Source organism: Catenulispora subtropica, from assembly GCF_039531675.1.
GTDB lineage: Bacteria > Actinomycetota > Actinomycetes > Streptomycetales > Catenulisporaceae > Catenulispora > Catenulispora subtropica.
In genome coordinates, this window is record NZ_BAAAQM010000091.1 from 1 (window position 1) to 26977 (window position 26977).

The 26977-nt window shown below is 71.7% G+C and carries 26 protein-coding genes; 15 read left to right on the forward strand and 11 right to left on the reverse strand.

All coding sequences use genetic code 11. From position 1 onward, the window contains the following. A partial coding sequence (locus tag ABD466_RS42430; RefSeq protein ID WP_344662981.1) for an ATP-binding cassette domain-containing protein occupies positions 1-421 on the reverse strand: 421 nt, incomplete at its 3' end. A gap of 135 nt (positions 422-556) precedes the next feature. Here ABD466_RS42430 and ABD466_RS42435 point away from each other — a divergent pair. Both ABD466_RS42435 and ABD466_RS42440 read left to right on the forward strand, forming a co-directional pair. Beyond that, a complete protein-coding gene (locus ABD466_RS42435; RefSeq protein ID WP_344662982.1) occupies positions 557-1297 on the forward strand; it encodes an alpha/beta hydrolase in 741 nt (246 codons plus the stop codon). Positions 1298-1344: 47 nt separating this feature from the next. Continuing rightward, positions 1345-1716, forward strand: a complete 372-nt coding sequence (locus ABD466_RS42440) for a DUF2087 domain-containing protein (RefSeq protein WP_344662983.1) — start codon at positions 1345-1347, stop codon at positions 1714-1716. Here ABD466_RS42440 and ABD466_RS42445 read toward each other — a convergent pair. Beyond that, positions 1637-2818: an AI-2E family transporter gene (locus tag ABD466_RS42445; protein ID WP_344662984.1), complete on the reverse strand. Its 1182-nt coding sequence runs from the start codon at positions 2816-2818 to the stop codon at positions 1637-1639. The genes ABD466_RS42440 and ABD466_RS42445 overlap by 80 nt on opposite strands. A 133-nt stretch (positions 2819-2951) precedes the next feature. Between ABD466_RS42445 and ABD466_RS42450 the strand changes: the two genes are divergently transcribed. Next, a complete protein-coding gene (locus ABD466_RS42450; protein WP_344662985.1) occupies positions 2952-3446 on the forward strand; it encodes a SigE family RNA polymerase sigma factor in 495 nt (164 codons plus the stop codon). 31 nt (positions 3447-3477) lie between these two features. Continuing rightward, positions 3478-4323, forward strand: coding sequence for a hypothetical protein (locus ABD466_RS42455; protein ID WP_344662986.1), 846 nt, complete (start codon positions 3478-3480; stop codon positions 4321-4323). A gap of 95 nt (positions 4324-4418) precedes the next feature. Here the strand turns inward: ABD466_RS42455 and ABD466_RS42460 are convergent, their stop codons facing one another. The 6 genes from ABD466_RS42460 to ABD466_RS42485 all read right to left on the reverse strand — a co-directional run bounded on the left by ABD466_RS42460 (position 4419) and on the right by ABD466_RS42485 (position 13558). After that, positions 4419-5372 carry a coiled-coil domain-containing protein gene (locus ABD466_RS42460; RefSeq protein ID WP_344662987.1) on the reverse strand — a complete coding sequence of 318 codons (954 nt, stop codon included), beginning with the start codon at positions 5370-5372 and terminating at the stop codon, positions 4419-4421. A gap of 294 nt (positions 5373-5666) precedes the next feature. Continuing rightward, positions 5667-9116, reverse strand: a complete 3450-nt coding sequence (locus ABD466_RS42465; protein WP_344662988.1) for a hypothetical protein — start codon at positions 9114-9116, stop codon at positions 5667-5669. A 183-nt stretch (positions 9117-9299) separates the two neighbouring features. Further along, positions 9300-10649 carry a crotonyl-CoA carboxylase/reductase gene (gene ccrA, locus ABD466_RS42470; protein WP_344662989.1) on the reverse strand — a complete coding sequence of 450 codons (1350 nt, stop codon included), beginning with the start codon at positions 10647-10649 and terminating at the stop codon, positions 9300-9302. A 207-nt stretch (positions 10650-10856) separates the two neighbouring features. Continuing rightward, positions 10857-11588 carry a GNAT family N-acetyltransferase gene (locus ABD466_RS42475; RefSeq protein ID WP_344662990.1) on the reverse strand — a complete coding sequence of 244 codons (732 nt, stop codon included), beginning with the start codon at positions 11586-11588 and terminating at the stop codon, positions 10857-10859. Positions 11589-11616: 28 nt separating this feature from the next. Continuing rightward, positions 11617-12258, reverse strand: a complete 642-nt coding sequence (locus tag ABD466_RS42480) for a response regulator transcription factor (protein ID WP_344662991.1) — start codon at positions 12256-12258, stop codon at positions 11617-11619. Positions 12259-12286: 28 nt separating this feature from the next. Next, a complete protein-coding gene (locus ABD466_RS42485) occupies positions 12287-13558 on the reverse strand; it encodes a sensor histidine kinase (protein ID WP_344662992.1) in 1272 nt (423 codons plus the stop codon). A gap of 171 nt (positions 13559-13729) precedes the next feature. Here ABD466_RS42485 and ABD466_RS42490 point away from each other — a divergent pair, with 171 nt between their 5' ends. Genes ABD466_RS42490 through ABD466_RS42505 form a run of 4 tightly spaced genes read left to right on the forward strand, consistent with a single transcriptional unit; the run spans position 13730 to position 16462 of the window. Continuing rightward, complete coding sequence (locus ABD466_RS42490; RefSeq protein WP_344662993.1) at positions 13730-14863, forward strand: MGDG synthase family glycosyltransferase; 1134 nt, start codon at positions 13730-13732, stop codon at positions 14861-14863. A gap of 12 nt (positions 14864-14875) precedes the next feature. After that, positions 14876-15592, forward strand: coding sequence for a polysaccharide deacetylase family protein (locus ABD466_RS42495; protein ID WP_344662994.1), 717 nt, complete (start codon positions 14876-14878; stop codon positions 15590-15592). 49 nt (positions 15593-15641) lie between these two features. Beyond that, the gene (locus tag ABD466_RS42500; protein WP_344662995.1) at positions 15642-16112 is read left to right on the forward strand and encodes a hypothetical protein; all 471 of its coding nucleotides are present in this window, start codon (positions 15642-15644) and stop codon (positions 16110-16112) included. A gap of 41 nt (positions 16113-16153) precedes the next feature. After that, positions 16154-16462, forward strand: a complete 309-nt coding sequence (locus ABD466_RS42505) for a hypothetical protein (RefSeq protein ID WP_344662996.1) — start codon at positions 16154-16156, stop codon at positions 16460-16462. Positions 16463-16565: 103 nt separating this feature from the next. Here ABD466_RS42505 and mce read toward each other — a convergent pair whose 3' ends face one another. Next, on the reverse strand, positions 16566-17018 hold the full coding sequence (mce, locus tag ABD466_RS42510; RefSeq protein WP_344662997.1) for a methylmalonyl-CoA epimerase: 453 nt from the start codon (positions 17016-17018) through the stop codon (positions 16566-16568). A 158-nt stretch (positions 17019-17176) separates the two neighbouring features. On the opposite strand from mce, the gene ABD466_RS42515 reads away from it, so the two are divergent. Then, complete coding sequence (locus ABD466_RS42515) at positions 17177-18373, forward strand: acetyl-CoA C-acetyltransferase (RefSeq protein ID WP_425558875.1); 1197 nt, start codon at positions 17177-17179, stop codon at positions 18371-18373. 36 nt (positions 18374-18409) lie between these two features. After that, entirely contained in the window at positions 18410-19369 is a 960-nt protein-coding gene (meaB, locus tag ABD466_RS42520; RefSeq protein WP_344662998.1) for a methylmalonyl Co-A mutase-associated GTPase MeaB, read from the forward strand. 26 nt (positions 19370-19395) lie between these two features. Here the strand turns inward: meaB and ABD466_RS42525 are convergent, their stop codons facing one another. Further along, complete coding sequence (locus ABD466_RS42525; protein WP_344662999.1) at positions 19396-19704, reverse strand: DUF3817 domain-containing protein; 309 nt, start codon at positions 19702-19704, stop codon at positions 19396-19398. Between the two features lie 109 nt (positions 19705-19813). Between ABD466_RS42525 and ABD466_RS42530 the strand changes: the two genes are divergently transcribed. The 3 genes from ABD466_RS42530 to ABD466_RS42540 all read left to right on the forward strand — a co-directional run bounded on the left by ABD466_RS42530 (position 19814) and on the right by ABD466_RS42540 (position 23116). Next, on the forward strand, positions 19814-20734 hold the full coding sequence (locus ABD466_RS42530; protein WP_344663000.1) for a DUF2127 domain-containing protein: 921 nt from the start codon (positions 19814-19816) through the stop codon (positions 20732-20734). Positions 20735-20846: 112 nt separating this feature from the next. Beyond that, positions 20847-21344: a MarR family winged helix-turn-helix transcriptional regulator gene (locus tag ABD466_RS42535; RefSeq protein ID WP_344663001.1), complete on the forward strand. Its 498-nt coding sequence runs from the start codon at positions 20847-20849 to the stop codon at positions 21342-21344. A gap of 254 nt (positions 21345-21598) precedes the next feature. Beyond that, on the forward strand, positions 21599-23116 hold the full coding sequence (locus ABD466_RS42540; RefSeq protein WP_344663002.1) for an MFS transporter: 1518 nt from the start codon (positions 21599-21601) through the stop codon (positions 23114-23116). Positions 23117-23120: 4 nt separating this feature from the next. Here ABD466_RS42540 and ABD466_RS42545 read toward each other — a convergent pair whose 3' ends face one another. Then, entirely contained in the window at positions 23121-23927 is an 807-nt protein-coding gene (locus ABD466_RS42545; protein ID WP_344663003.1) for a hypothetical protein, read from the reverse strand. A 149-nt stretch (positions 23928-24076) separates the two neighbouring features. On the opposite strand from ABD466_RS42545, the gene ilvD reads away from it, so the two are divergent. Continuing rightward, a complete protein-coding gene (gene ilvD / locus ABD466_RS42550; RefSeq protein WP_344663004.1) occupies positions 24077-25930 on the forward strand; it encodes a dihydroxy-acid dehydratase in 1854 nt (617 codons plus the stop codon). Positions 25931-25942: 12 nt separating this feature from the next. Next, complete coding sequence (locus tag ABD466_RS42555; protein WP_344663005.1) at positions 25943-26821, forward strand: TIGR03560 family F420-dependent LLM class oxidoreductase; 879 nt, start codon at positions 25943-25945, stop codon at positions 26819-26821. The last annotated feature ends 156 nt before the right edge of the window (positions 26822-26977 follow it).

The window sequence follows — 26977 nt, forward strand, 5'->3', positions numbered from 1 at the left end:
CCGCGGCGATGCCCAGGCGCTGGCCCATGCCCAGGGAGAAGCCGCCGGAGCGCTTGCTCGCGACCTGGGTCAGGCCGGTCAGTTCCAGGACCTCGCCGACGCGGCGGGCGGGCAGGCGGTTGGACTGCGCCAGGGCCAGGAGGTGGTTGTAGGCGGTGCGGCCGCCGTGGATCGCCTTGGCGTCCAGCAGCGCGCCGACTTCGCGCATCGGCGCGACGGCCTTGGTGTAGGGGCGGCCGTTCACGGTGACCGTGCCGGAGGTCGGGGCGTCCAGGCCCAGGATCATCCGCATCGTGGTGGACTTGCCGGCGCCGTTCGGGCCGAGGAAGCCGGTCACCACCCCCGGCCGCACGGTGAACGTCAAGCCGTCTACGGCTTTCTTGTCGCCGTACTGCTTGGTGAGCCCTATAGCTTCGATCATGCGGAAGACGCTATCGGGATCGCGCCCCGTGCGTCCTCCGTCTCGGGTCTTTCCTTCCGCCTCATCCTGGAGTATCACCCGGTGCGGCGGGGGCTCGGCACCGGTACGGATCGCGCGGAGGTACCGTGGACGGCGATGAGCACCGACATCCGCGCCTCCACGATCCTGCCGGCCGAGCGCCGGCCGGTGACCCTGGCCACCGCCGACGGACTGCACCTGGTCGGCGAGCTGGCGCTGCCGCCGGAGGGCCGGGCGCCGGCCGGCACCCTGGTCACCCTGCACCCGCTGCCCACCCACGGCGGCTTCATGGACAGCCACGTCTACCGCAAGGCGGCCTGGCGGCTGCCGGCGTTGGCGGATCTCGCGGTGCTGCGCTTCAACACCCGCGGGACGGTTTCCCCGGCCGGGCAGAGCGAAGGTGCCTTCGACAACGCCGTGGGCGAGCGCTTCGACGTGGAGGCCGCGATCGAGTTCGCCGAGTTCGAGGACCTGCCGAACCGGTGGCTGGTCGGCTGGTCGTTCGGCACCGACCTGGCGCTGATGTACGGGGACGACCCGTCGATCGAGGGTCTGATCCTGTTGTCCCCGCCGCTGCGCTACTCGCGGCCGGAGGACCTGGACCGCTGGGCCGCCACCGGTAAGCCGGTGCTGGTGCTTGTTCCGGAGTTCGACGACTACCTGCGGCCGGAGGAGGCGCGAGAACGGTTCGCCCGGATCCCGCAGGCCGACGTGGTCGGCGTGGACGGTGCGAAGCACCTGTGGGTCGGCGAGAAGTACGTGCAGCGGGCGCACAACGAGATCGTGAAGCGGGTCAACCCGGCGGCGTATCCGCTGCCGACGACCTGGGACGGACCCTTCGAGACGGCTGCCGAGTAGCGGATATTCGGTTGGCGGGCGCCGACGGCGCGGCGAGGATCGGAGACATGGACACCGAGGACCCGACCGCCGACGCATCCCGTTCCCGCCAACCCGCCGACCGGGGTTCCGGGAGCGACGACCCGCAGATCATCCAGCTCTACAGCCACGGCCGGGTGGTGCAGATGCCCTCGCTGCGCAGCCGCAGCAAGGATCTGCGCGACCGGCTGTTGCGGCACATCGCCACGACCTCCTTCGAGCTCGGCCGGGACTACACCGAGCAGGAGGTCAACCAGGCCCTGATGGGTGTCTACGACGACTATGTGGCGCTGCGCCGCTATCTGGTGGAGAGCAACCACCTCATGCGGGATCGGGCTGGACGAAACTACCGGCTTCCGGCTGTTGCCCTGGCTCCGGCTCAGCGCCCGGCTCAGGTGTAGGCGGGCTTTCCGGGTCCCGGTCCTGGGCCGGGAGCACCACCTGCCGCACGATCACCAGAAGCCCGGCGGTCAGCGGGATGAACAGCAGCGCTCCGCTCACGCCCAGGAGCGCGTAGCCGGCGAGTGCCGCTATCACCGCGACCGCCGGCGGCAGGTCCACGGTCCGGCTCATCACGCGCGGGTACACCAGGTAGTTCTCCAGCTGCTGGTACAGCACGAAGAAGATGAGCGCGGCGAGCGCCTTGTAGGGCGAGTCCAGCAGCAGGATCACCGTGCAGGCCACGAACGCCCCGAAGGTGGCGCCGATGATCGGGATCAGGTCGGTCAGGCCGACCAGCAGCGCCAGCGGCAGCGCGAACCTGATCCCCATGATCGCCATCGCGATCCAGCTGGCGACGGTGGCGCAGGTGGACACCACCAGCGCCCCGGAGACGTAGCCGCCGACCCGGTTCAGCACCCGCTCGGTCAGGTCCGCCGCCCGCACCCGGCGCGAGCGGGGCACCAGCTTCAGACCCCCGGACACCATGTTCGGCATCGAGCCCAGGAAGTACAGCGTCAGCATCAGGACCGTGAACGCCTTGAAGACGCTGGTGACCACCGCCTTGCCGAAGCCGAAGGCGCCGCCGGCCAGGGTCTTGGTGGTGTTCGCGTCGGCGAACCACTTCTGCGCCTTGTCGATCAGCTGGTACTTCTTGTCCAGCCGCTGGATCGTGGAGTTCTCCTGCAGCTTGCGCAGGCCGTCGGGGACGCCGTTGTGCACCAGCGAGGAGGTCTGCTCGGTCAGCGGTTTGGCGATCACGATGATGAACCCGGCGAACAGGGCCAGGGTGGCCAGCGCCACCACGGCCACCGCCAGCCGGCGCCGGAACCCGCGGGCGATCAGCATCTCCACGAACGGGTTCAGCCCGGCGGCGAGCACCAGCGCCATGGTCACCAGGACGATGATGTCTATCACGTTGGTCAGGGTGCGGCCCAGGTAGTACGCCGCCAGCACGCCGAACCCGCCCACCAGCCCTATGGCGAACGGCGGGGTCCGGGTGAGCTCCGGTTTGGCCGCCGGCTCGCGGCGGGCGGGGTCGGCCGGGGCCTGGTCGGCGGTCATGGGGGGAAGCCTAGTCGAGGCGGCCGGGCGAAGGCCGCTGCCGCCGCCGCGGCCGGTGTGCCCGGCGCGACGAAGTCCCGGGCAACCTCCTCCGGACATGTGCGGGTCTGCATGAACGAAGAGGAGGTGCCCTTTGAGAGCCGAGGACGAGGCCGAGTTCCGGCAGTTCGTGGCCGGGCGGTGGACGCGGCTGGTGCACGCCGCGATCCTGCTGACCGGCGATCGCGGACATGCCGAGGACCTGGTGCAGACGGCCTTGGTGCGGGTGTTCAGTTCCTGGTCCCGCGTGCGCGCCGCGGAGGACATGGACGCCTACACCATGCGGATCCTGATCAACCAGAACAAGAACCGCTTCCGGAGGCGGCGGGTCGAGGAGGATCTGACGGACGCGTTGCCGGACCGCGGGAGTGAGGATCCCACCTCGCGGCTCGACCGGCGCGCCGAACTGCTGGCGGCACTGGCCTCCCTGCCCAAGCGGCAGCGGGAGGTCGTGGTGCTGCGCTACTGGGAGGACTACAGCGAGGCGCAGACCGCTGCGATCCTCGGCTGTTCGGTCGGCACCGTGAAGAGCCAGGCCGCCAAGGCGCTGGCCAAGCTGCGGACGCACGCGGCCCTGGCAACGAGATGAACGCACACCACCCCGAGAGAGACGGGTCATCATGAACGAAGATTTCGACGGCTCCGCGCTGCGCGGACTGCTGGAACCCGCGGTCGCCGGCCGAGGCGCCGCCGCGCCCCCGACGGACGCCATCGTCGCCTCCGGGCAGCGCCGGGTGCTGGGCCGCCGCGCCGCGGTCGCCGGCGGGGCGCTGGCCATCGTGGCGGCGGTGCCGCTGGCCGCGACGTGGCTCGGGGCCGGACCGGGCTCGGCGAAGACCTCGGCCGCCGCGACCGGGGGCGGTGCCACGCCCCCGGTGCTTCACACCACGCCGGGCGCCGCGGCCGCCCCGCCGGCCGGCACCACCCTGTCCACGTCCCCGCAGAAGGTCACGTCCGGGTCGCTGCCGGCCACGCCGAAGGTCCTGGCCTCCGGCAAGGTCGACGGCCTGGCGTGGTCGGTGGCGGGCGTCGCCTCGGCCGGCAACAACACCCTGACGGCCGAGAAGCGGTGTCTCAAACTGCTGATCACCGCGGACGGCAAGCAGAACGTGTCGCTCGGGAACGACCTGCTCTACTGCCTGCCGGTGAGCGAGGGGCGCAATCCGAACGCCTATCAGGCCGTCCCCCTGGACGAGGTCCCGGCCGGGTCCGGGTTGGCGGTCGGGACGGTGGCGGCCCGGGTGGCGAAGATCGTCGTGCACATCGACGGCGTCGGCGCCGCGACCACGGTCGACACCCTCCCCGCCCCCGGGGCGGGCACCCTGGCGGTCTACGTCGTGCCGTTCTCGAAGAGCGCGGGCTTCAGCGCCACCTTCGACGAGTTCGACGCCCACGGCACGAAGATCGGCACCTTCACGAACCACCCGGGGGCCGACGGGATGTTCGCCGGCGCCGCGAAGGAGTAGCCCGCACGAAACCGAACGCCCCCGGACTCGCGAGGAGTCCGGGGGCGTCTGCGCGACACGAGGGGCCGGCGGCCGGGGGCCGCCGGCGCTACCGCCTACCGCTGGGCCGGGATCGACGGCTCGTCGTCCTTCTCCAGCTCGTCTTCGGCCTGGTCCAGCGCCGCCAGCGCGTTGACGTTGACCGCGCCGCCGGTGAGCGTGGCCAGCATCTCGCGCACGTTGTGCAGCTGCGCGTTGATGCTGTCCCGGCGGTGGGTGAGGGCCGCCAGCTCCCGCTCGGCCTCGCTGCGGATCCGGTCGGTCTTGCTGCGCGCGTCGGCGATGATGTCGTCGGCCTGGCGCTGCGCGGTCTCGATCGTCGAGCGGGCGCGGCGCTCGGCGTCGGTGCGCATCTTCTCGGCCTCCAGGCGCAGCTGCTCGGCCCGGTTCTCGATCTCGGCGAGCCGCTTCTCGGCCTTGGCCTGGCGGGCGGCCAGGTCGCGCTCGGACTGCTCGCGGCGCTTGGCCAGCTTGGTCTCGAAGTCGGTGGCGGCCGCCGCGGCCTTGGCGCGGGTCTCCTCGAAGAGGGCCTCGGCCTCCTCGCGCTTGGTCGCCGCGTCCTTGGCGGCGGTGGCGCGGACCTGGTTGGCGTCGTCCTTCGCCTTCTCGACGATGCGCAGCGCCTCCTCGTCCGCCTTGGCCTTGCGGTCCTTGGCGTACTGCTCGGCGTCGGTGCGGACCTTCATCGCGGCCTGATCGGCCAGCTCGCGGTGCGCGTCGGCGGCCCGGCGGGCCTCCTCGCGCAGGTCCTTGGCCTCCTCCTCGGCCAGGCGCAGGATCTTCTCCACGCGCGCGCCCAGGCCCGCGTAGCTGGGCTCGCTGTCGGCGAGCTGCGCCTGCACCGTCTGGTTCTCCAGGTGGAGTTCCTCGATGCGCTTCTCCAGGGACGTCGCGCGCGAATGCGCCGCGTCGCGCTCGGCGATCAGCTTGGTGATTCGGTCGTTGACCTGAAGCGGGTCGTACCCGCGGCGCACTTGCTCGAAGCCGTGCGGCGAATGCATGTCGCTCATGAGATCCCTGTCGCGATTCACTGGCCCGCAGGGGCCGGGGGGTGAGTGAACAATCTACAAGTGGTGGCGGTGAAGGTGTACCGGGTGTACCGAAGTGAGGTGGTGTACCGGAATCCTGGCACGGATCGCGTCACGGTTCGACCGGCTGTGGCCGAATCGAAGCCGGGGATCCGGCGAACTCCGCCCTATCGGGTGGCGTGAGATGATCATGGTTTCACGGGCCGTGCACTCGCACCACCAGCACTGCTGTCCCCCGCGGCGGACCGGGAAGGGGCGACCGGGCCGACACCTGCATCAGCCCTCGGACGGTGGTCCGACGGGCACCGACACCGAACTGGCCAGCGCGTCCAGGACTCCGTGCACCCGGGCCATCTCCGCCTTGATCTCCTGCTTGCGCACCTCGATCTCCTCGACCTCGCGCTTGGCGTCGGCACGCATCCGCTCGGTCTCCTCCTTGGCCTTGGCCACGAGCTGCTCGGCCAGCTCCCGGGCCTCGGCCACGGTCTCCGCGGCCTGCTTGCGCCCGGCCGTGACGGCCTCCTCGGCGTCCGCGTTGGCCCGCTCCCGGGTCTCCAGGGCCTTGGCGTCGGCCGCTTCCAGGACGCCGTCGGCGGTCCGCCTTATCCGGTCCACGTCCGCGCGCGCCGCGGTGGTGGCCCGCTCCGCCTCGTTCTGCGCCGTGGAAGTGACCCGCTGCGCCTCCTCGCGCGCGCCGGCGAGCAGCCGGTCGGCCTCGGCCTCGGAGGTGGCGCGCAGCTTCGCGGCCTCCTGCCGGGCCACCGCGACCAGCTTGTCCGCGTCCCGGCCGGCGGTCTCCAGCTTGCGGCCGGCCTCCTCGCGGGCCTCGGCCCGGATCCGGTCGGCGTCCAGCCGGGCCGCCTCGGCGGTGGCCACGGACTCGTGGTGGATCCGCTCGGACTCGGACTTCGCCGCGGTCACCATGGTTTCGCTCTTGGTGCGGGCCTCGGCCAGCGCCGCCTCCGCCTCGGCGCGCATCGCCGCGGCGTCCCGGCGGGCCTCGGAGCGCACGGTCGCCGACTCCTCGGCGGCCTCCACGCCCAGCATCGCCGCGGCGGTCTCGGCCTCGCCGCGGATCCGCTCGGCGTCGGCGATCTGCCGGTCCGCGGCGGCCTGCGCCTCGTCGACGATCCCGGCCACCTCGGCGCGCACCGCGGCGGCGTAGCGCTCGCCCTCCTCGCCGATCCGGCGGGCCTCGCGCTCGGCGGCGGCGACGGTCTCGGCCGCGGACGCCTCGGCCACCTGCCGGGTCTGCACGGCGTAGGCGTCGGCCTCGGCGCGGGTGAGGTCGCCGGCCCGGTCGGCGTCCGCCTTGGCGGTGGCCGCGTACGCCTCCACCTCGGCGCGGGTGGCGGTCGCGTAGTCGTCGGCGGCGGTGCGGGCGGCGTCGGCCAGACGCTCGGCGTCCGCCTTGGACGCGGCGGCGTAGGCGTCCGCGTCGGCGCGCGTGGCGTGCGCGTAGCGGTCGGCGTCGGCGTGGACCAGCTCGGAGGCGCGGTCCGCGTCGGCCTTGGCCTTGGCGGCGTAGGCCTCGGCCTCCGCGCGAGCGGCGTTCGAGTACTGATCCGCTTCGGCCCTGGTGAGCTCCGCGGCGCGCTCGGCGTCGGCACGGGTCCTGTCGGCGAACGTCTGCGCCTCGGCGCGTGCCGCCGCGGCGTGGTTGTCGCCGTCGTTGCGGACCTGCGCCGAGTACTGGTCGGCGGACTGCCGGGTGTGCTGCGAGTAGGAGTCGGCGTCGGCGCGGACCTTGCCGGCCTCGGTGTCGGTCTCCGCGCGGGTCTGTGCCGCGTAGGTGTCAGCGTCCTGCCGTACCGCGCGCGAGTACTCGTCGCTGTCCGCGCGCAGCTTGTCGGCCTCGGCGCGGGCGGTGGCGCGGGTGGTCTCCGAGTAGTTGTCCGCGTCCGTGCGGGCGTTGGCGGCGTAGGTGTCGGCCTCGGTGACGGTGTGCTGGACGTAGGCGTCGGCCTCGGCGCGCATGTTCTGCGAGTACGTGTCCGCCTCGCTGCGCGTGTTCCGCGAGTAGGCGTCGGCCTCGCTGTGCATGCTCTGCGCGTAGGTTTCCGCCTCGCCGCGGACGTTCCGCGCGTAGGTGTCCGCGTCGGCGTGGACGTTCTGCGCGTAGGTGTCCGCCTCGGCTTGGACGTTCTGCGCGTAGGCGTCAGCCTCAGCGTGGACGTTCTGCGCGTAGGCGTCGGCCTCGGTGTGGACGCTCAGCGCGTAGGCCTCGGCGTCCGTGCGGGCCTGCGTGGTCTCGGCCTCGGTCTGCGCCCGCAGCTCGTCGATCCGCGCCTGGGCCTTCTCGCGCAGCCGGGTGATCTCCTCGCGGGCCGCGTTCTGCATCGCCTCGACGCCGGCCTCGGTGTCGACCCTCAGCTGCTCGGCGGCGGCGTGCGCGTCCTCGTGCGCCTGCTGGGCCGCGGCGTGCAGCTCGCCGGCCCGCGCGTGCAGCTCCTCGACCTGGCCGCGCAGCGGCGCCACGTCCTCCTCGGCGGCGCGCCGGGTGGCGTCGGCGTCGGAGTGGCCCTGGGCCAGCACCTCCTCGACGGTCCGGGCCACCGACTCCAGCCGGGCCGCGGCCTGCTCCTCGGCCTCGGCCAGGATCCGCGCCGCGTTCCCGGTGACCTGGTCGGCCTCGATCCGGGCCTCCTGGCGCATCCGCGCCGCGTCGTTCGCCGCCTCGGCCCGGGCCTGCTGGGCGGCGGCCTCGGCCTCGCCCCGCACCCGCATCGCCTCGGCGCTGGCCTCGGCCCGGGTCCGCTCGGCCTGCGCGCCGGACTCCATCAGGATCCGCGAGGCCTCGGCCCGGGCGGAGTTCACCGTGGTCTCGGCCTCGGCCTTGGCGGTGGCCCGGATCTGCGCGGCGTGCTCCTGGGCCTGCTGCGCCTGTCCGCCGGCGGTGGTCAGCACCCGCTCGGCTTCGCTGGTCGCGGCCTCCCGGGTCTTCTCGGCCTCGGCGCGCGCCACGGTCCGCATGTTCTCGGTCTCCATGCGGACGTGCTCGATGGCCTGGGCGGTCTCCATCGCTATCCGGTCGCGGCCGGCCTCGACCTCGGCCCGCGCCGCCTCGATGATCCGGCCGCGGTGCGCCTCGGTGTCCGCGCGGACCTTCTCCGCCCACGAGGCCATCTCGTTGACCTGGGCCTCGGCCTGCTGCCGCTTCTCGGTCAGCTCCCGGTCCAGGGACTGCCGGCGGTTGCCGACCTCCGTGTGCCACTCGGCTTCCAGCTCCGCGGAGCGGTGCGCGGCCTCCTCCAGCAGCCGGGCGGTCTTGGCCCGGGACTCGCGCAGCTCCCGCTCCGCGGCGGCGCGCACCTGGTCGGCCTGCAGCTGGGCGTTGCGGAGCATCTGCTCCACCTGCACCGAGATGTTGTCGAACCGGGGCTGGGCGGCCAGCCGGCGCTGCTCGTGCAGTTTGGAGCGCAGGACCTCGATCTGGTAGCGCAGGTCCTCGGTGTCGGTGATGGCCTCGTCGCGGGCGGTGCGGAGCTTGTCGAGCTCCTTCTCCATCTCGGCGAAGGTGGCCTCGACGTCGTGCCGGTCGTAGCCGGCCGCGGGCTCTTCCTCCTGCCAGGATTCGCCCGCGTAGGGCGACCGGGACCGCGGAGGGTAGCCGCCTGGTTGCGCCCCGCCGTTGCCGGATCCCCCGCGCCTGGCGTGGGATCCGCGATCGCCGGCACGATCGCCGTAGCGATCGGTGCTGCGTTCGTCGAGGCGCCCTGGTCCCATGACAGTGAATCGTGTCAGATTTCCGGCCGGATGACACCTAGTCGGGCCGGGGAATGAGTTTCAGGTTCGGATCGTACCAGGCCGGACCGCCCGGTCCGCTCAAGTCGGTGGTCGGCGGGGTATCAGGACCTTGTGGAGCGCGGGCCCGGCCGCCCCGGCCGGGCCCGCGCCGCGTGACCGAACTCACACGTTCCGGAACCGGTTGATCGCGGGGAGCAACCGTTCGCGCTTGGCCGCGTCCCGCACGCCCAGGCCCTCCTCCGGGGCCAGGCACAGCACGCCGACCTTGCCCTGGTGCAGGTTCTTGTGGACGTCGTAGGCCGCCTGGCCGGTCTCCTCCAGGGCGTACGACTTCGACAGGGTGGGATGGATCATCCCCTTGTCGATGAGGCGGTTCGCCTCCCACGCCTCGCGGTAGTTGGCGAAGTGCGAGCCGATGATGCGCTTGAGGTTCATCCACAGGTAGCGGTTGTCGTAGCTGTGGATGAAGCCGGAGGTGGAGGCGCAGGTGACGATCTGGCCGCCGCGCTTGGCGACGTAGACGCTGGCGCCGAAGGTCTCCCGGCCGGGGTGCTCGAAGACGATGTCCGGGTCCTCGCCGCCGGTCAGCTCCCTGATCTTGGAGCCGAAGCGCTGCCACTCCCGGGGGTCCTGCTCGTCCTCGTTCTTCCAGAACCGGTAGCCCTCGGCGGCGCGGTCGATGATGAGCTCGGCGCCCATCGCGCGGCAGATCTCGGCCTTGTCCGGGGAGGAGACCACGCAGACCGGGATCGCGCCGCCGTTCAGCGCCATCTGCGTCGCGTAGCTGCCCAGGCCGCCGGAGGCGCCCCAGATCAGCACCACGTCGCCCTGCTTCATGGCCGCGCCGTTCTTGGACACCAGCTGGCGGTAGGCGGTGGAGTTGACCAGGCCCGGGGAGGCGGCCTCCTCCCAGGTGAGGTGCGCGGGCTTGGGCATCAGCTGGTTGGCCTTCACCAGCGCCAGGTGCGCCAGGCCGCCGAAGTTGGTCTCGAAGCCCCAGATCCGCTGCTGCGGGTCCAGCATGGTGTCGTCGTGGCCCTCGGCGTCCTCCAGCTCGACGCTCAGGCAGTGCGCGACCACCTCGTCGCCGGCCTTCCACTTGTTGACGCCGGGGCCGGTGCGCAGGACCACGCCGGCCAGGTCCGAGCCGATCACGTGGTACGGCAGGTCGTGGCGCCGGGTGAGTTCGGACACCTTGCCGTAGCGCTTGAGGAAGCTGAAGGTGCTGACCGGCTCGAAGATCGACGTCCACACCGAGTTGTAGTTGATGGCGCTGGCCATCACCGCCACGATCGCCTCGCCCGGGCCCAGTTCCGGCGTCGCCACGTCCTCCACGTGGAGCGAGCGCCGCGGGTCCTTGTCCCGGCTGGCGAGGCCGGCGAACATCTCCGCCTCGTCGGCGTGGACGGTCACCGCGCGGTAGGAGTCGGGAAGCTTCAAGTGCGCGAAGTCCGAGGCCGGGGTGTCCCCGGCCTGGATCGCCGCGAGGATCTCTGCTGTCTCGTGCTGCATCGTCGGCCTCCAGGGGTCGGCGGTGTCGAGGGCGTCGGCTTGCCGTCTGTCAGCGCAGTCAGTACGGCTGCCCGGCCCTGGGAGTGAGTGAACGGGAGCTACCCACTGGTAACTATCTCGCTCCGAAGACGCCCTGGCTAGGTGGGCCTTGTCACAGATTCCGACGGCGACCTATCAGTTTGCAGCCCGTTGACAAAGCGGCCGGGATCACAAGAGGCGGCCGTGGTAACGGTGCGCGGTGGTGTAGCCGAGCGATTCGTATAGGGCGCGCGCGGGTGCGTTCTCTTCCTCCACCTCCAGATAGGTGTTTTCGGCACCGTGCTCTGCGGAGAACGCTAAGAGGTCGCGAAGCACGATCCGCGCAAGGCCGCGCCGCCGGGCGTGTTCGGCGGTGGCCACCGCGGCGATTCCCGCGTAGCCGCTGGAGCTGTCAATGGCCACGCGGCCAACACTGAGCGCCTCTCCGTTGTCCCCGCGCACAACGGCGAAGGCGATCTGCGCGTCGCCGGTCGTCAGGATCGTCCGGAACTCGGGGATGCCCAGGCCACGGCGGTAGGCCGTGAAGTAATCCGGGGGGAGCTCCCTGGTGATTTCCGATGTGCGCCGGGGGTCGGCCGTTTCGCCCAGGATCTCCAGTGCGGGACGCACCGCGGCGGACTGGCGAAGGGCCGGACGGTCGGCTTCCCGATAGCCGAGGGCGACCACTCCCTGATCCAGCGGACTGCCGTCGATGGTCTGGATCCGGCCGCGCAGGCCTCGTTCTCCGTACCATGCGCGGACGGCGTTCAAGGAGTCCGGGAGGGCCATTCCGGAATCTCCAATGGGCACCGCGCAGTTGGCGCGCGACGTATGGCCGCCGGCGGCGCGTACTTCCCAGTCGCCTATGTGGGTGCGCTCCACATAGCCCCACCCGGTGGCCGCGATCGCCTGAAGATCCATGGGCGGAGAGTAGTGGGGGAACCGGGTCTCACGCCGCCAGGTATCGCAATACGGCCAGCACCCGCCGGTGCCCCTGGTCGTCCGGCTGGAGGTCCAGCTTCATGAAGATGTTGTTGATGTGCTTGCCGACCGCGCTCTCGGTGACCAGCAGCTGCTCGGCGATCGCGGCGTTGGCCCGGCCCTCGGCCATCAGCGCCAGCACGTCGCGCTCGCGCGGGGTGAGCCGGTCCAGCGGGTCGGCGGGACGGCGCACCAGCAGCTGGGCCACCACCTCCGGGTCCAGCGCGGTGCCGCCGGCCGCGACCCGTTCCAGGGCCTCGATGAAGGAGTCCAGGTCGGCGACGCGGTCCTTGAGCAGATAGCCGATGCGCGCGGTGTCGCGGGCCAGCAGGTCGGTGGCGTAGCGCTCCTCCACGAACTGGGAGAGCACCAGGACCGCGGTGCCGGGCCAGCGGGTGCGGATCTCGACGGCGGCGGCGATGCCCTCGTCCTTGAAGGCGGGCGGCATCCGGACGTCGACGACCACGGCGTCCGGGCGGTGGGCTTCGACCGCGTCCAGCAGCGCGGCCGCGTCCCCGGTCTCGGCCACCACCTCGTGTCCGGCGATCTCCAGTACCCGGACCACCCCGGCGCGGATCAGCACCGAGTCGTCCGCGATCACGACGCGCACTTTCTCCCCCCTCGGCCCTCCACCCGCCCTACACCCCGCAGGGCAGCTCGGCGGTCAGCACGGTCGGACCACCGGTGGGTGATGTTAGCCGCAGGCGGCCGTCCACCGACGCGACGCGGTGCGCCAGGCCGGTCAGCCCGGTGCCGCCGTGCGCGTCGGCGCCCCCGACGCCGTCGTCGGTGACGCGGACCAGCAGGACGTCGGCCTCCCGCGCCACCTCGACCGAGGCCTGCGACGCCCGGGAGTGTTTGACGACGTTGGCGAGGGCCTCGGAGACGACGAAGTAGGCGACGGTCTCGACCGAGGCGCTCAGCGGGCCGGTGGCGCCGACCGCGAGCCGGACCGGGACCGCGGAGCGGGCGGCGACGCCGGAGAGCGCGGCGTCCAGGCCGCGGTCGTCGAGGACGGCCGGATGCAGGCCCCGCACCAGGTTGCGGATCTCGGCCATGGCCTGTTTGACCTGCTCGTGGGCGTCGACGATGACGGCCATCGCGTCGGGCGGCACGTCCCGCAGCGTCTTGCGCGCGATGCCGAGGTGCACGGCCAGGGACATCAGGCGCTGCTGCGCGCCGTCGTGGAGGTCGCGTTCTATCCGGCGGCGCTCGGTGTCGGCGGCCTCGACGGCGGCGGCCCGCGAGTCGGACAGGCTCTGGACCCGGCGCGCGAGGACGATCGTCTCGCTGGGGCCGAGCAGGCGGCGGGCGGCGAACTCGTCGGCCCGGACCAGGTAGCGGATCAGGCGGGGCGCGAAGACGGCGACGGTACCGGCGACCAGGAGGTAGGAGACCTGCCCCCAGAACTTCTCGCCGTAAGGGTGCTGGTAGTGGCCGCTCATCCGCAGCGCGTGCTGGGGGAGTGCGATCGCCACGAACACGGCGAGGGCGCCCAGGACGGCGAGCAGGACGAGCCCGAGGCCGATCACCGGACCGGCGATCAGGTGGTAGAGGGCCTGGCGCCACAGGGCTTCCGAACGCAGCGCCTGGCGGATCTGGCCGCGGTGCACCCGCGGCGTCTCGATCGCGTGGATCTCGGTGGCCCGCAACGCCCGGAAGCGCCGGCGCTGCCAGGAGGTCAGGAACGGTGCCAGAGCCAGCGCCGTGAGCACGACGACCACCACCGACAGGGCGAAACGGACCGCGGTGTCGGCGTCGTCGGCACGCAGGATCTGGCCCCCGGGCTGCGCCCACACGCTCAGCATGATCATCGCGCCCGCCCACAGTGGCAGCCCGCTGATCAGGAACAAGACGTCCCAGCCCGCCTCGACCCACCGCACTCGCCGCGCTTCTTGTCTCGTCGACACGCGTCCACGGTATTCGCCCAGGTCGCGCCGGGACCATGCGGCGGGCCTCACTCCCGGGGTGGTGCTGGCCCCACCCCCAAGTCGCCAGGTTGCACTACTGATCTCGAAGCTCCGCGCGCCCAGCATTGAGGGAGTCCGATTCGCTTCCCTCTCCGCTCTGGAAGGACTCCCATGTCCCGCGTGGTCATCTTCTCCGCCTCGGTCGGCGCCGGTCACGACAGCGCCGCGGCGGCCCTGGCCGACCGGCTCACCGCGCGCGGCTTCGCCGTCGACCGCCACGACTTCCTCACCCTGATGCCCGCGGGACGGACGGTGTGCGAGTCCTACAAGCGCATCATCACCCACGCGCCCCGGCTGTATCAGTGCATCTACTCGCGGACCGAGCGCGCGGCGCGGCCCGGCCTGGTGCAGCGCCGGCTCCTGAAGGGCGCGGAGCAGGCGGTGCTGGCCGCGATCCCGGCCGACGCCGTCGCGGCGGTGGCGACGTACCCGCTCGCGGCGCAGGTGCTGGCCCGCCTGCGGGCCTCGGGACGGCTCCGGATCCCGGTGGTGGTGACGTTCACCGACTTCTCGGTGCACCCGCTGTGGGTCGCGGAGGGGGTGGATCTGTACGTGGCGCCGCACGCGGTGACAGCTGGACAGGCGGTGGAGTGCGAGGCGGCGCGCGTGGCCGTCGCGCGGCCGCTGGTGTCGCAGCGGTTCGCGCGGCGCACGCGCTACGAGCAGGCGGCGGCGCGGGCGAAGTTCGGTCTGGACGGGGCGGACAAGCCGCTGGCACTGCTGCTCGGGGGATCGTGGGGCGTGGGCGACATCGCCGAGACGGCGTCCGACCTCGCGGCGTCGGGTGTGGTGACACCGGTGGTGGTCTGCGGACGCAACGAGGCGCTGCGTCAGCGCTTGCGGGCGGCGGGGCTGCCGTACGTGTTCGGGTGGGTCGGGGACATGGCGACGCTGATGGCCGCGTGCGACGTGATGGTGCAGAACGCGGGGGCGTCGTCGACGCTCGAAGCGTTCGCGACGGGGTTGCCGGTGGCGACGTACCGGAGCCTGGTCGGCCATGGGCGCACGAACGCCGCGATGCTCGACGAGGCCGGTCTGGCGGTGTGGATACGCAGCGCCGAGGAACTGCCCGGGGCGCTGCTGGAGCTGACGTCGGGGGTGCGCGGCCTTCGGCAGAGCAAGGCCGGGCTGGCGATGGTCGGTGCCGGTACCGCGCCCGACGAGCTGATCGTGGGGCTGCTGCGGGAGCACGGCTGGGTCGGCAACGAGATCACTTCGAGCGAGCACGCGGCCGCGGCCGTCTGAGGGGGAACCACGATGACCAGCCTGACCACCGCCGCAGCCCTGCTCACCCACCCGTTCCCGGCCACCACGACCTTCGGCCCGGTCCGCAACCGCCTCTTGCCCGGTCTGGCGGCGCGCGGGGCTCCGGACCATGTCGCCCTCACCTTCGACGACGGTCCCGACCCCGACTCCACCCCGCGCTTCCTCGAGTTGCTGGCTGCTCGTGGAGTGCAGGCGACGTTCTTTCTTCTTGGCTCGATGGCTGAACGCGCTCCCGGACTGGTCCGCGAGATCCAGGCCGCGGGTCACGAGATCGCCGTCCACGGCTGGCACCATCGCAGCCTGCTTTTTCGCGGGCCGCGCGCCACGTATCAGGACCTGGCCCGCGCCCGCGACTGTCTCGCGGAGCTCACCGGCGAAGAACCGCAGCTCTTCCGTCCGCCGTATGGGGTGATGACCACGGCGGCGCACTTGTCGGCCCGCCGTCTTGGGCTGCGCCCGACGTTGTGGACTTCGTGGGGCGAGGACTGGACGGCGCGCGCCACCGCCACGTCGGTACTGAAGCAGGTCACGAAGGATCTGCGCGGCGGCGGCACGATCCTTCTCCACGACACGGACTGCACGGCGAAGCCGGGCTCGTGGCACTCGACGCTGGGCGCTGTCCCGATGCTGCTGGACCACTGCGAGGAGCGCGGGTGGAAGGTGGGGCCGCTGCGGGAGCACGAGCGTGCGCCGCGACTTCTGAACTAGTTCAGAAAACGGCTTGAGTTCTGAATTAGTTCAGAACTATGATTTTCCCATGGCGACCACGACCTTTCCCTACAGCACGTTCCTGCGCAGCCCGTCGCAGGTCCTGCTAGCACTCGAGGAGTCGATCGTGTTACTCGAACGTCGTGACGACGCCAACCTGATCTTGATGAGAGAAGAGGCCTTCGATGCCAAGGACGTCGGTCTCCAGCTGATGGCTCGCGCGTTCGCGAGCCTGAACCGCCGCCATCCGGAACTGGCGGAAGAACTCTTGGCGGACGAACTGCCATGGCTGCACTGGCTGCCCGAGGACGAGCGGCCTCAATGCGTCAGGCAACTGCTGGCCGACCTGGCCGCCGGTGCGGACACCGGCCTGATGGTGCCGTTCATCCGCACGCTTCGCGGTTGGCGGAACACGGCGGAGATCTGGTCGGACCCTGAACTCACCGCGAGGCTCAGCGGTCCGTTCACTACGGAAGAGAGCGTGCCCCTTGAGCGTCCAAAGCGGCCGGAGGCTCCGTGACCGGGCGTGGCGAAAGGCTTTCGCGGCCGCACCCTTGGGTCGTGTTCGCGTGGGATCGCCGAGCTGCGCTGGGCTGGCGGAATCTACTGTCGCAGGCACTCGACAGCCTCGACCGGGCTTGGGTGGCGATCACCGCGGATCCCCGCGGCGTGAGCGGCAGGCAGCGCCGGCTGGAGGGAAGCCTGGGTCTGGTCAAGATCCACGGGGCCGACCGTGAGCAATGGCAGTACGAGGTGACCAGCGGCGGCCGTATCTGGTACGCGATCGACGACGACCGCCGCACCCTCTGGATCACCCACGCCGGCACCGGCCACCCCAAGCAGACCGACACCCGAGGAGGCCGCCCCTGACCCCGCCTACGCCACGCGAGTGAGCCCGTCCGAGTGAGTCGAAAGCGGGCGCCGGGGCGCCCGCTCCCGAAGCTCACACCCCCGAAGCTCGCGCTCCCGAAGCTCAGTGCTCCCCGTGCCCGTCGCCCTCGGCCGCCTGCACCAGCTCCACCAGCACCCCGTGCGCGTCCTTCGGGTGCAGGAAGTTGATCGTCGACCCCATGCTGCCGCGGCGCGGCTGCTCGTACAGCGAGCGGATCCCCTTGCCGACGATGTCGTTCGTCACCGTCACCACGTCGGCGGTGCCGAAGGCGATGTGGTGGACGCCCTCGCCGTTCTTGGCCATCCACTTGGCGATGGCGGAGTCCTCGCGGATGGGTTCGAGGAGCTGGAGGTAGCTGGCGCCGCCGTCGCCGGTGTCGTTGATCTTGAGCATGGCCTCGCGGACGCCCTGCTCGTCGTTGACCTCGGAGTGGTAGACCTCGAAGCCGTAGGTCTCCTGGTAGAAGGCGACGGTCTCGTCGAGGTCGCGGCAGGCGATGCCGATGTGGTCGATGCGGGTGAGGGGAGATGGCATGGGGACATCCTCCATGGGACGGCGCGGTCGCGCCTATCGGTTGTGTCGAAGGCGACACCCTAAGCTACTGACGAGTAATTTAATGGTGACTAGGCTGTCTGGCAGCTAGCCGTTCCATCTTTTCCCCTCACCCTCGGCAGACACTGGAGAGCATCGTCGTGAGCGCTACCAAGTCGGTCATAGTCGCAGGCGCGCGTACCCCCATGGGGCGCTTGCTCGGCTCCCTCAAGAACTTCTCCGGCGCCGAGCTCGGCGGGGTCGCGATCAAGGCCGCGCTGGAGCGCGCGGGGGTCGCGCCGGAGCAGGTGCAGTACGTGATCATGGGCCAGGTGCTGCAGGCCGGCGCCGGGCAGATCCCGGCCCGGCAGGCCGCCGTGGCCGCGGGCATCCCGCTCAGCACGCCGGCGCTCACCGTCAACAAGGTGTGCCTGTCCGGTCTGGACGCCATCGCGCTGGCCGACCAGCTGATCCGGGCCGGCGAGTTCGACATCGTGGTGGCCGGCGGCCAGGAGTCCATGACCAACGCCCCGCACCTGCTGCCCAAGTCGCGCGAGGGCTTCAAGTACGGCTCGATCGAGATGCTCGACGCCATGGCCTACGACGGCCTCACCGACCCGTGGGAGAACATCCCCATGGGCCAGGCGACCGAGAGGCACAACGCCCGTCTCGGCATCGAGCGCGCCCCGCAGGACGAGTTCGCCGCCCGCTCGCACCAGCGGGCCGCCGCCGCGCAGAAGAACGGTGTGTTCGACGCCGAGATCGCTCCGGTCTCGATCCCGCAGCGCAAGGGCGACCCGATCCAGTTCGCCACCGACGAGGGCATCCGCCCGGACACCACCGTCGAGGGCCTGGCGGGCCTGCGCCCGGCGTTCACCAAGGACGGCACCATCACCGCCGGCACCTCCTCGCAGATCTCCGACGGCGCCGCGGCCGTGGTCGTGATGTCGAAGGCCAAGGCCGAGGAACTGGGTCTGGAGTGGCTCGCCGAGATCGGCGCGCACGGCAACGTCGCCGGTCCCGACACCTCGCTGCAGTCGCAGCCCTCGAACGCGATCCGGCACGCGCTGGGCAAGCAGGGGCTGACCGTGGCCGACCTGGACCTGATCGAGATCAACGAGGCCTTCGCGGCGGTCGGCGTGCAGTCGATGCGCGACCTGGGCGTCAGCGACGAGATCGTGAACGTCAACGGCGGCGCGATCGCGCTGGGCCACCCGATCGGCATGTCCGGCGCGCGGCTGGTGCTGACCCTCGCCCTGGAACTCCAGAGGAGGGGCGGCGGGACGGGCGCGGCGGCGCTGTGCGGCGGCGGCGGTCAGGGCGACGCGCTGATCATCACCGTCCCCAAGCGCGCCTGAAGCGCGGCTAGGCACCGCTAGGTAGGATCACCCGCCGTGGCCAGCACCGATGTGACAGACCTTGTCGAACGCGCCCGGAAGGGCGACCCCCGCGCGGTGGCGCGGCTGATCTCCCACGTGGAGGACGGCTCGCCGCTGCTGCGGGAGGTGATGGCGGCCCTGACGCCGTACGCGGGCAACGCGTACGTCGTCGGGCTGACCGGGGCACCGGGCGTGGGCAAGTCCACGTCGACGTCCGCGCTGGTCACGGCGTTCCGCGCGCAGGGCAGGCGGGTCGGCGTCCTCGCCGTCGACCCCTCCTCGCCCTTCTCCGGCGGCGCGCTGCTCGGCGACCGCGTCCGCATGCAGGAGCACGCGACCGACCGCGACGTCTACATCCGCTCCATGGCCTCCCGCGGCCACCTCGGCGGCCTGTCCGCCGCCACGCCGCAGGCCGTCCGGGTGCTCGACGCCGCGGGCTGCGACGTGGTGCTGATCGAGACCGTCGGCGTGGGCCAGTCCGAGGTGGAGATCGCCGCGACGGCCGACACCTCGGTGGTGCTCCTGGCCCCGGGCATGGGCGACGGGATCCAGGCCGCGAAGGCCGGGATCCTGGAGATCGGCGACGTGTTCGTGGTCAACAAGGCCGACCGGGACGGCGCCGACGCCACGGCGCGTGAACTCGGCCACATGCTGGCGCTCGGCGAGTCCCGCAACCCGGGCGACTGGCGGCCGCCGATCGTGAAGACGGTGGCCGCGACCGGTCAGGGCGTCGACGAGTTCGTCGAGGCGCTGGAGAAGCACAAGGCCTGGCTGGAGGGCAACGGCAAGCTCGCCGAGCGCCGCCGGTACCGGGCCTCGGTGGAGATCGAGGGCATCGCCCTGGCCGCCCTGCGCGCCCGCATCGGCGACCTGCACGGCGACCGGCGGCTGTCGGCGCTGGCGGAGCGCGTGGTCGGGCGGGAGCTGGACCCGTATTCGGCGGCTGACGAGCTGGTGGCGGGCGTCAGCGACTGAGGCCGGGTGTGAGAAGCCTTACACCGTCACTTCTTGAGCGACTTGTGCAGCCAGAACGGCCCGGTCGGCAGCACCGACGCCACCAGCACCACGCCGAACCGCTTGCCGTCCCACTCCTGGGCCTGCTTCTGGTCCCAGGCCAGGGCCAGGTAGGCCAGGAACAGCAGGCCGTGCAGCGAGCCGAAGACCATCGTGGCGGCGGGCATGCCGGCGCCGTACTTCAGGGGCATCCCGACGCAGAGCAGCAGCAGGAAGGACACGCCTTCGGCCAGTGACACCAGGCGGAACCGCGCGAGTTTGGGGTCCGCGGCGGCGGTCACATCGGCAGTGGTCACGGGGGGTCCTCGCTGTTCTCCGGCACTATTCCGACATCCTGTCGGTATGTGGCAGGAGAATACCTGAGTCGCTACCACGCGTCGGCGGGTCCCCCCTACGCTGTGCACCATGCGTGACTGGAACAGGCGCCATTGCGCGCGGCGGGGGCACGAGACCTACGCACCGGTCGGGCCCGGCATCGAGCCGGAGCTGGCCGCACGACTGCGGGTGGAGACGGTCCACGGGCCGGCGTGGCGTTGTCTGCGATGCGGTGACTTCGTCATCGGCGAGCCGCGGGGGAGCGGTCCGGCGAACGAGGCGCCGATCGTGCCGCGCGGCAAGGCGCTGCGGGATCTGCTGATCCTGCGGGTGCTGGCGGTGGAGCGGATCGGGCGGGGCGTGGTGATCGCGTTCATCGCCTGGGCGGTGTGGAAGTTCGGCAGCGACCAGAACGCGGTGCGGCAGCTGTTCGAGTCGGACCTGACCGCGTTCAAGCCGCTGGCCAACCACTTCGGGTGGGACGTGGAGCACGCCGGCGTGGTCGAGCGGATCCGCAAGGCGTTCGACTACAGCCCGAAGAGCGTCCACATCGTGGCCGGACTCCTGGGCGGGTACGCGCTGCTGGAGACCGTCGAGGGCGTCGGCCTGTGGATGGTGAAGCGCTGGGGCGAGTATCTGACCGCCGTCGGCACCGCCATCTTCCTGCCGCTGGAGATCTGGGACGGCCTGAACAAGATCCACGAGCACAAGTCGTGGGTGCTCGCGGCCTGCACGTTCGCGATCAACGTCGGCGCGATCGTCTATCTGCTGCTCTCCAAGCGGCTGTTCGGGATCCGCGGCGGCGGGGAGGCGTTCGAGGCCGCACGGCACGCCGACGCTCTGCTCACCGTGGAGATCGCGGCGTGCGGGGGCACGATGCCGCAGGCGCGGGCCGCGGCCGGGGAGATCGCGCTGGAGAAGGCGGCGCAGCTGTCCGTCGACCCGGCGGCCGGAGAGCATGTCGGAGAGCACGCCGGAGGGCACGCCGGCGAGCCGGCCGGGGGCGTGTAGGGGACGTCGCGGGCGCCCGTTCCACGGCCCGCCGACCAGGGCGCCGAGGCCGGCCACCCGGTCGGCGGGCCGAGAACGTTTCAGCTTCAACCAGTGCCGTTAAGCTTGGGCTATGAGCGCGGACGGCACGGAGGAGACCCCCTGGCTCGACGAGACCGAGCAGGCCGTGTGGCGCCGGTACATCTCGGTCATGCGGCTGCTGCCGGACCGGCTGAACGCCAGCCTCACCCGGGGACACGGCCTCACCCTGATCGACTACGAAGTACTGGCGCGCCTGTCCGAAGCACCGCTGCGGCGGCTGCGGATGACCGAGCTGGCGGAGGGTGCGCTGCTGTCCAAGAGCCGCCTGTCGCACCAGATCAGCCGGATGGAGAAGGAAGGCCTGGTGCGGCGCGAGCCGTGCGAGACCGACGGCCGCGGGTTCTACGCCGTGCTGACCGACGCCGGCTGGGACAAGCTGCTGCTGGCGGTGCCCACCCATGTGCGGGACGTCCGCGAGGCGTTCATCACGCCGCTGAGCCGGGCGCAGCTGACGGCGCTCGGCGACGCGCTGGACGCCATCGGCAAGGCGCTGGAGGCGGGCAGGACACCGGAGTCCGGCCGGGAGTGACGGCGGCAAGAGGTCGACCGAGATCACGCTGTCCGTTCCGGACGGGCCGTCGCAGACCGTCACCGTCGCCCTGATCCGTCCGAGGAACCGGCCCGCCGCATCCCGAGTACGACATGAGCAAGCGCCCGGTGTCACAACGGCTCTGGTGATCCCCGCCGGATCCGCCGCTCGCTCGGCCGTTCCACGCCGCCGCGCCCCCACCGCCCGGCCGGTTCGACTTGCGACCCGTCCCGCCCGCTGCCACCGTGACGCCTATGAGCGCCTCGGAGAACACTCGCACGGTCACCGCCGAGCAGCCCGAGCCGCACTCAGTCATCCCCGGAGTCGCCGATCTGTCCGACGCCCACAAGTACCGGGCGCTCGCGGTCTGTCTGCTCGTCGGGTTCATGACCCTGCTCGACGTCTCCATCGTCAACGTCGCGCTGCCCTCGATGCAGAAGGGGCTGCACGCCACGCCCGCCGATCTCTCGTGGGTGGTCTCCGGCTACGCACTCACCTTCGGCCTGATCCTGGTCCCGGCGGGTGTGTTCGGTGACATGGTCGGGCGCCGCACCGCGTTCCTGGCCGGGTTGGCCGCCTTCACCGTGGCCTCCGGGCTGTGCGGGATCGCGCCGAGCGCCACCTTCCTGGTCGTCTCGCGGCTGGTGCAGGGGCTGGCGTCGGGTGTCCTCGGGCCGCAGATCTCGGGGCTGATCCAGGAGATGTTCAGCGGCGGGGCGCGGGCGCGCGCCTTCGGCTACTTCGGCGCGACGGTGGGGCTGGCCACGGCGGTCGGGCCGTTGGCCGGCGGGCTGCTGATCGCGGCCGGCGGGGAGGAGCACGGGTGGCGGTGGGTGTTCTTCGTCAACCTGCCGATCGGTGTCGTCGCCTTCGCGCTGGCGCTGCGGCTGATCCCGGGGTGTGTCGGCGCCGGGATGGCGCGCATGCGCGGCCGCATCGACTGGATCGGTGTCGCGCTGCTCGGCGGCTCGGTCATCGCCGTCATGCTGCCGCTGGTGCAGGAGCAGCAGTGGACGGGCCGCGGCAAGTGGTGGCTGGTCGTGCTCGGCGTGCTGCTGCTCGCCGCCTTGGCCCTGTGGGAGCGCCGGATGGCGGCCTCCGGTCGGACTCCGCTGGTGCCGCCCTCGTTGCTCCGCATCGGTTCCTACACCCGCGGCGCGACGCTCGCCCTGCTCTACTTCGGGGGCTTCACCACGATCTTCTTCATCTTCACGCTGTTCCTGCAGGACGGCCTGCACTACAGCGCCTTGGAAGCGGGTCTGGCGACGACGCCGTTCGCCCTCGGCTCGGCCGTCAGCGCCACCCTGGGCGGCCGCCTGGTCGGCAAGCACGGGCGCGCCCTGGTGATCCTCGGCATCGTCCTGGTGACGGTCGCCACCGGGACCGCGATCCTGGTCGTGCACTGGGTCCACGGCCGCGGCGCGGGAGTCGCGGCGGCGGCGCCGCTGCTGGTCGCCGGTGTCGGCTCCGGGCTGGTCATCGCCCCCAACCTGGCGCTGGCGCTGTCCGAGGTCCCGGTGGCCCGGGCGGGCACGGCCGGCGGCGTGATGCAGACCGGGCAGCGCCTCGGCTCGGCGCTCGGCATCGCCTGCGTCAGCTCGGTGTTCTTCTCCAGGGTCGGGGAGGGCAAGGGCTACGCGAACGCCTTCCAGGCCGGCGCCGTCGTCGCGATCTGCTTCGAGGTCGCCGCGCTGCTGGTCGGGCTCGTCGACTGGCGCAGCCGCAAGGCCGCCGGAGCCGGGGACGGGCCCGGGGCCCGGCCCGCCGCCTGAGCGGCTACGAGCGCCCGCCGCCGCCCGGCAGCGAGTCCGGATCCGGCCGCCGCACCCATCGCGGGAACGGCCACACCGTCGCCGAACCAGCCAGCACGAGGACCCCGGCGAGCCCGAATCCGGACACGAACCACGACGCGCGCAGGACCGCGGCGACGATCGTCGCGGCCGCGAGGCCGAGCAGCGTCCAGTCCGGGATCCGGTGCCGCGCCGGGTTGACCGCGATCCGTCTCCGCAGCAGTCGCCGCAGCACCACGCGTCCGGTCAGCGAGCCCACCGCCATGCAGGCCGACACGCTGATCAGCAGAGCGGCCACCACGTGGTGCGGGTTCTCGTCGGCGTCGTGAGTCCGGCCGGACAGCGTGTAGCGGGTGACCTCGTCGCGCCAGACCAGGACCGGCCACCTGTCGCCGGCGGTGATCTCCCAGGTAAGGTCCTGCGACTTGGACACCGTGACGGTCTGCGGCAGGCCGACATCCGGCTTCACGGCGGCTCTGGTCGTGGAGCCGTGCGCGCTCTTGCCGGTGTTGCGGGTCGCGTCGACCCACTCCACCGTCGCGGTGGTGCGCAGCACGCAGTCGTGCGTGTTCGTCACCCCGGCCGCGCAGAACGGCGCCCTGTCGTACCTGTTCTGGTCGGCCTGCGCCGCGACCAGGGATATCGAGCCGATGAGTGTGACGCCCACCGTCGGTAGGGCGATCAGCGCCGCGACGACCAGGAAGACCTTCGCCGGGACCCGACGCCGGCGGCGCCCGACGGCGCCGAGGTCCAGAAGGTCGGTCCCGCTTCGTCCCCGCCCAGACTCGCCCACGGGCCGATGGTACGGCGAACGGCTCCCGTGCCGTCCACTACCCGGACGGGCCTGGAACGGTAGAGTCCATAGTGCGAGAATGTCCGTCTCAGCTTTGGTGACCGAAGCTGAGACGCGCGTCGAGAAGCAGCTGAAGATCGGAGCCTCCCATGCCCGCCCTGCGGTCGCGGACCAGTACCCATGGACGCAATATGGCGGGGGCTCGCGCGCTCTGGCGGGCCACCGGTATGGGGGACGACGATTTCGGCAAGCCGATCGTCGCCGTCGCGAACTCCTTCACCCAGTTCGTTCCCGGGCACGTGCACCTGCGCAACGTCGGCGAGATCGTCGCGGAGTCGGTGCGGACGGCCGGCGGCGTGGCCAAGGAGTTCAACACCATCGCCGTCGACGACGGCATCGCCATGGGCCACGCCGGGATGCTCTACTCGCTGCCCAGCCGCGAGCTGATCGCGGACGCGGTCGAGTACATGGTGAACGCGCACTGCGCGGACGCGCTGGTGTGCATCTCCAACTGCGACAAGATCACCCCCGGCATGCTGATGGCCGCGCTGCGCCTGAACATCCCGACGGTGTTCGTCTCCGGCGGCCCGATGGAGGCCGGCAAGACCACCGCCATCGAGGGCGTGGTGCACTCCAAGATCGACCTGATCGACGCGATGATCGCCTCGGCCAACGACGCGGTCACCGACGAGCAGCTCGGCGGCATCGAGCGCTCGGCGTGCCCGACCTGCGGCTCCTGTTCCGGCATGTTCACCGCCAACTCGATGAACTGCCTGGTCGAGGCGCTCGGTCTGGGCCTGCCCGGCAACGGCTCGGTGCTGGCCACCCACGAGGCGCGCCGCCAGCTGTTCGAGCGGGCCGGCACGACGGTCGTGGACCTGGCCCGGCGCTACTACGACGGCGACGACGAGTCGGTGCTGCCGCGCGCGATCGCGACCCCCGCCGCGTTCGGCAACGCCATGGCCCTGGACGTCGCCATGGGCGGCTCCACCAACACGGTGCTGCACCTGCTGGCCGCCGCCCAGGAGGCCGGCGTCGGCTTCGGCCTGAAGGACATCGACCACGTCTCACGCCGCGTGCCGTGCATCTCCAAGGTGGCGCCGAGCAGCCAGTTCCACATGGAGGACGTGCACCGCGCCGGCGGCATCCCGGCGATCCTCGGCGAGCTGAACCGCGGCGGGCTGCTGGACCAAGAAGTGCACGCCGTGCACGCCCCGACGCTCCAGGTGTGGCTGGACGAGTGGGACGTGCGCGGCGGCAAGGCGTCGGAGGCCGCGGTCGAGCTGTTCCACGCGGCGCCCGGTGGGGTGCGAACCACCGAGCCGTTCTCGACCGCGAACCGGTGGGCGAGCCTGGACACGGACGCCGAGGCCGGGTGCGTCCGCGACCTGGCGCACGCCTACACCAAGGACGGCGGCCTGGCCGTGCTCTGGGGCAACATGGCCACCGACGGCGCGATCGTGAAGACCGCGGGCGTGGACGAGAAGATCTGGGAGTTCTCGGGGCCGGCGAAGGTCTTCGAGTCGCAGGACGCCGCGGTCGAGGCGATCCTGTCCAAGCAGATCGTCGAGGGCGACGTCGTGGTCATCCGCTACGAGGGGCCCAAGGGCGGTCCCGGGATGCAGGAGATGCTCTACCCGACGGCGTTCCTGAAGGGCGTCGGGCTGGGCGCGAAGTGCGCCCTGGTGACGGACGGCCGGTTCTCCGGCGGGACGTCGGGGCTCTCCATCGGTCACGTCTCGCCGGAGGCCGCGTCCGGCGGCGTCATCGCGCTCGTCGAGGACGGGGACACGGTCCGGATCGACATCGCCACGCGCAGCCTGCACCTGGATGTGGACCCCGAGGTGCTGGACGCGCGGCGGACGAAGCTGCTGGCCGAGCTCGGCGGGTACCAGCCGCGCGATCGGGACCGTCCGGTCTCGGTCGCGCTGCGCGCCTACGCCGCGCTGGCGTCCAGCGCCTCCACCGGCGGCGTGCGCGACCTCGGGCAGATCGGCAAGTAGCCCGGTGCGCCGATGACCTACCAGCACCCGATCCGCTTCGGCGCGAAGCTCGTGCCGCAGGGCACGACGATCGCGGCGCTGCGGGGATTCTGGCGGCTGGCCGACGAGTCCGGGTTCGACCACCTGTGGGTCTACGACCACCTGGCCGGTGTGGGCAACGCCGCGACGGTGGCCGAGCCGGATCCGGCGATCGACCTGTTCGACGGGTGGACGCTGCTGGCCGCGATGGCCTCGGAGACCCGCCGCGCGCGGCTGGGCTGCATGGTCACGGCGAACACGCTGCGGCATCCGGCGGTCCTGGCGAAGATCGCGACGACGGTCGACCACCTCTCGGGCGGACGGCTGGAGTTCGGGATCGGGGCCGGGTGGGCCGAGTACGAGCACCGGATGCTGGCGCTGGAGCTGGGCGGCGCGCGCCGGCGCATCGAGAAGCTCGGTGAGGCGCTGGCGGTCATCAAGGCTCTGTGGTCCCCCGAGACGTTCGTGGACTTCGCGGGAGAGCACTACACGCTGGAGAAGGCGGTGCACGCGCCGAAGCCCGTCCAGCGGCCGCATCCGCCGGTGTGGCTCGGGGGCACCGGCGAGAAGCGGATGCTGAAGCTGGTGGCCGAGCACGCCGACGTCTGGAACACCGTCAACCACGCCGGGGTCGACGAGGCGGCGCGGCTGTCGGGCGTGCTGGACCGGTGGTGCGCCGAGGTCGGCCGGGACCCGAGGGAGATCCGGCGGTCGGTGCAGCTGCGGCCGCACCCGCGGCGGGTGGTCGACGACGTCGCGCCGTGGCTGGACGCGGGCTTCAGCGAGATCGTGCTCTTCTTCGGACCGGAACAGCCGCTCGCCGACCTGGAGCAGGTCGCCGAGCGGCTGTCGGAGCTGCGCGCCCTGGGCTAGGCGGGGCGCGCAGCGGTCACACGGTGGGTGGTGCCGGCTTCGGTCAGTTGACGTTCAGCGCGGTGTCGTCCACCACGAAGGACGTCTGCAGGGAGACGTCTTCGGTGCCGGTGAACTTCAGGGTGATGGTCTGGCCGATGTAGCTGTTCAGGTTGA

What these genes read in the sequence shown, in the direction of transcription:
- ABD466_RS42435 (WP_344662982.1), top strand. Translation starts at nt 557, where the DNA reads ATGAGCACCGACATCCGCGCCTCCACGATCCTGCCGGCCGAGCGCCGG.
- ABD466_RS42440 (WP_344662983.1), top strand. Translation starts at nt 1,345, where the DNA reads ATGGACACCGAGGACCCGACCGCCGACGCATCCCGTTCCCGCCAACCC.
- ABD466_RS42445 (WP_344662984.1), bottom strand. Translation starts at nt 2,818, where the DNA reads ATGACCGCCGACCAGGCCCCGGCCGACCCCGCCCGCCGCGAGCCGGCG.
- ABD466_RS42455 (WP_344662986.1), top strand. Translation starts at nt 3,478, where the DNA reads ATGAACGAAGATTTCGACGGCTCCGCGCTGCGCGGACTGCTGGAACCC.
- ABD466_RS42460 (WP_344662987.1), bottom strand. Translation starts at nt 5,372, where the DNA reads ATGAGCGACATGCATTCGCCGCACGGCTTCGAGCAAGTGCGCCGCGGG.
- ABD466_RS42465 (WP_344662988.1), bottom strand. Translation starts at nt 9,116, where the DNA reads ATGGGACCAGGGCGCCTCGACGAACGCAGCACCGATCGCTACGGCGAT.
- ccrA (WP_344662989.1), bottom strand. Translation starts at nt 10,649, where the DNA reads ATGCAGCACGAGACAGCAGAGATCCTCGCGGCGATCCAGGCCGGGGAC.
- ABD466_RS42475 (WP_344662990.1), bottom strand. Translation starts at nt 11,588, where the DNA reads ATGGATCTTCAGGCGATCGCGGCCACCGGGTGGGGCTATGTGGAGCGC.
- ABD466_RS42490 (WP_344662993.1), top strand. Translation starts at nt 13,730, where the DNA reads ATGTCCCGCGTGGTCATCTTCTCCGCCTCGGTCGGCGCCGGTCACGAC.
- ABD466_RS42495 (WP_344662994.1), top strand. Translation starts at nt 14,876, where the DNA reads ATGACCAGCCTGACCACCGCCGCAGCCCTGCTCACCCACCCGTTCCCG.
- ABD466_RS42500 (WP_344662995.1), top strand. Translation starts at nt 15,642, where the DNA reads ATGGCGACCACGACCTTTCCCTACAGCACGTTCCTGCGCAGCCCGTCG.
- mce (WP_344662997.1), bottom strand. Translation starts at nt 17,018, where the DNA reads ATGCCATCTCCCCTCACCCGCATCGACCACATCGGCATCGCCTGCCGC.
- ABD466_RS42530 (WP_344663000.1), top strand. Translation starts at nt 19,814, where the DNA reads ATGCGTGACTGGAACAGGCGCCATTGCGCGCGGCGGGGGCACGAGACC.
- ABD466_RS42535 (WP_344663001.1), top strand. Translation starts at nt 20,847, where the DNA reads ATGAGCGCGGACGGCACGGAGGAGACCCCCTGGCTCGACGAGACCGAG.
- ABD466_RS42540 (WP_344663002.1), top strand. Translation starts at nt 21,599, where the DNA reads ATGAGCGCCTCGGAGAACACTCGCACGGTCACCGCCGAGCAGCCCGAG.
- ilvD (WP_344663004.1), top strand. Translation starts at nt 24,077, where the DNA reads ATGCCCGCCCTGCGGTCGCGGACCAGTACCCATGGACGCAATATGGCG.
- ABD466_RS42555 (WP_344663005.1), top strand. Translation starts at nt 25,943, where the DNA reads ATGACCTACCAGCACCCGATCCGCTTCGGCGCGAAGCTCGTGCCGCAG.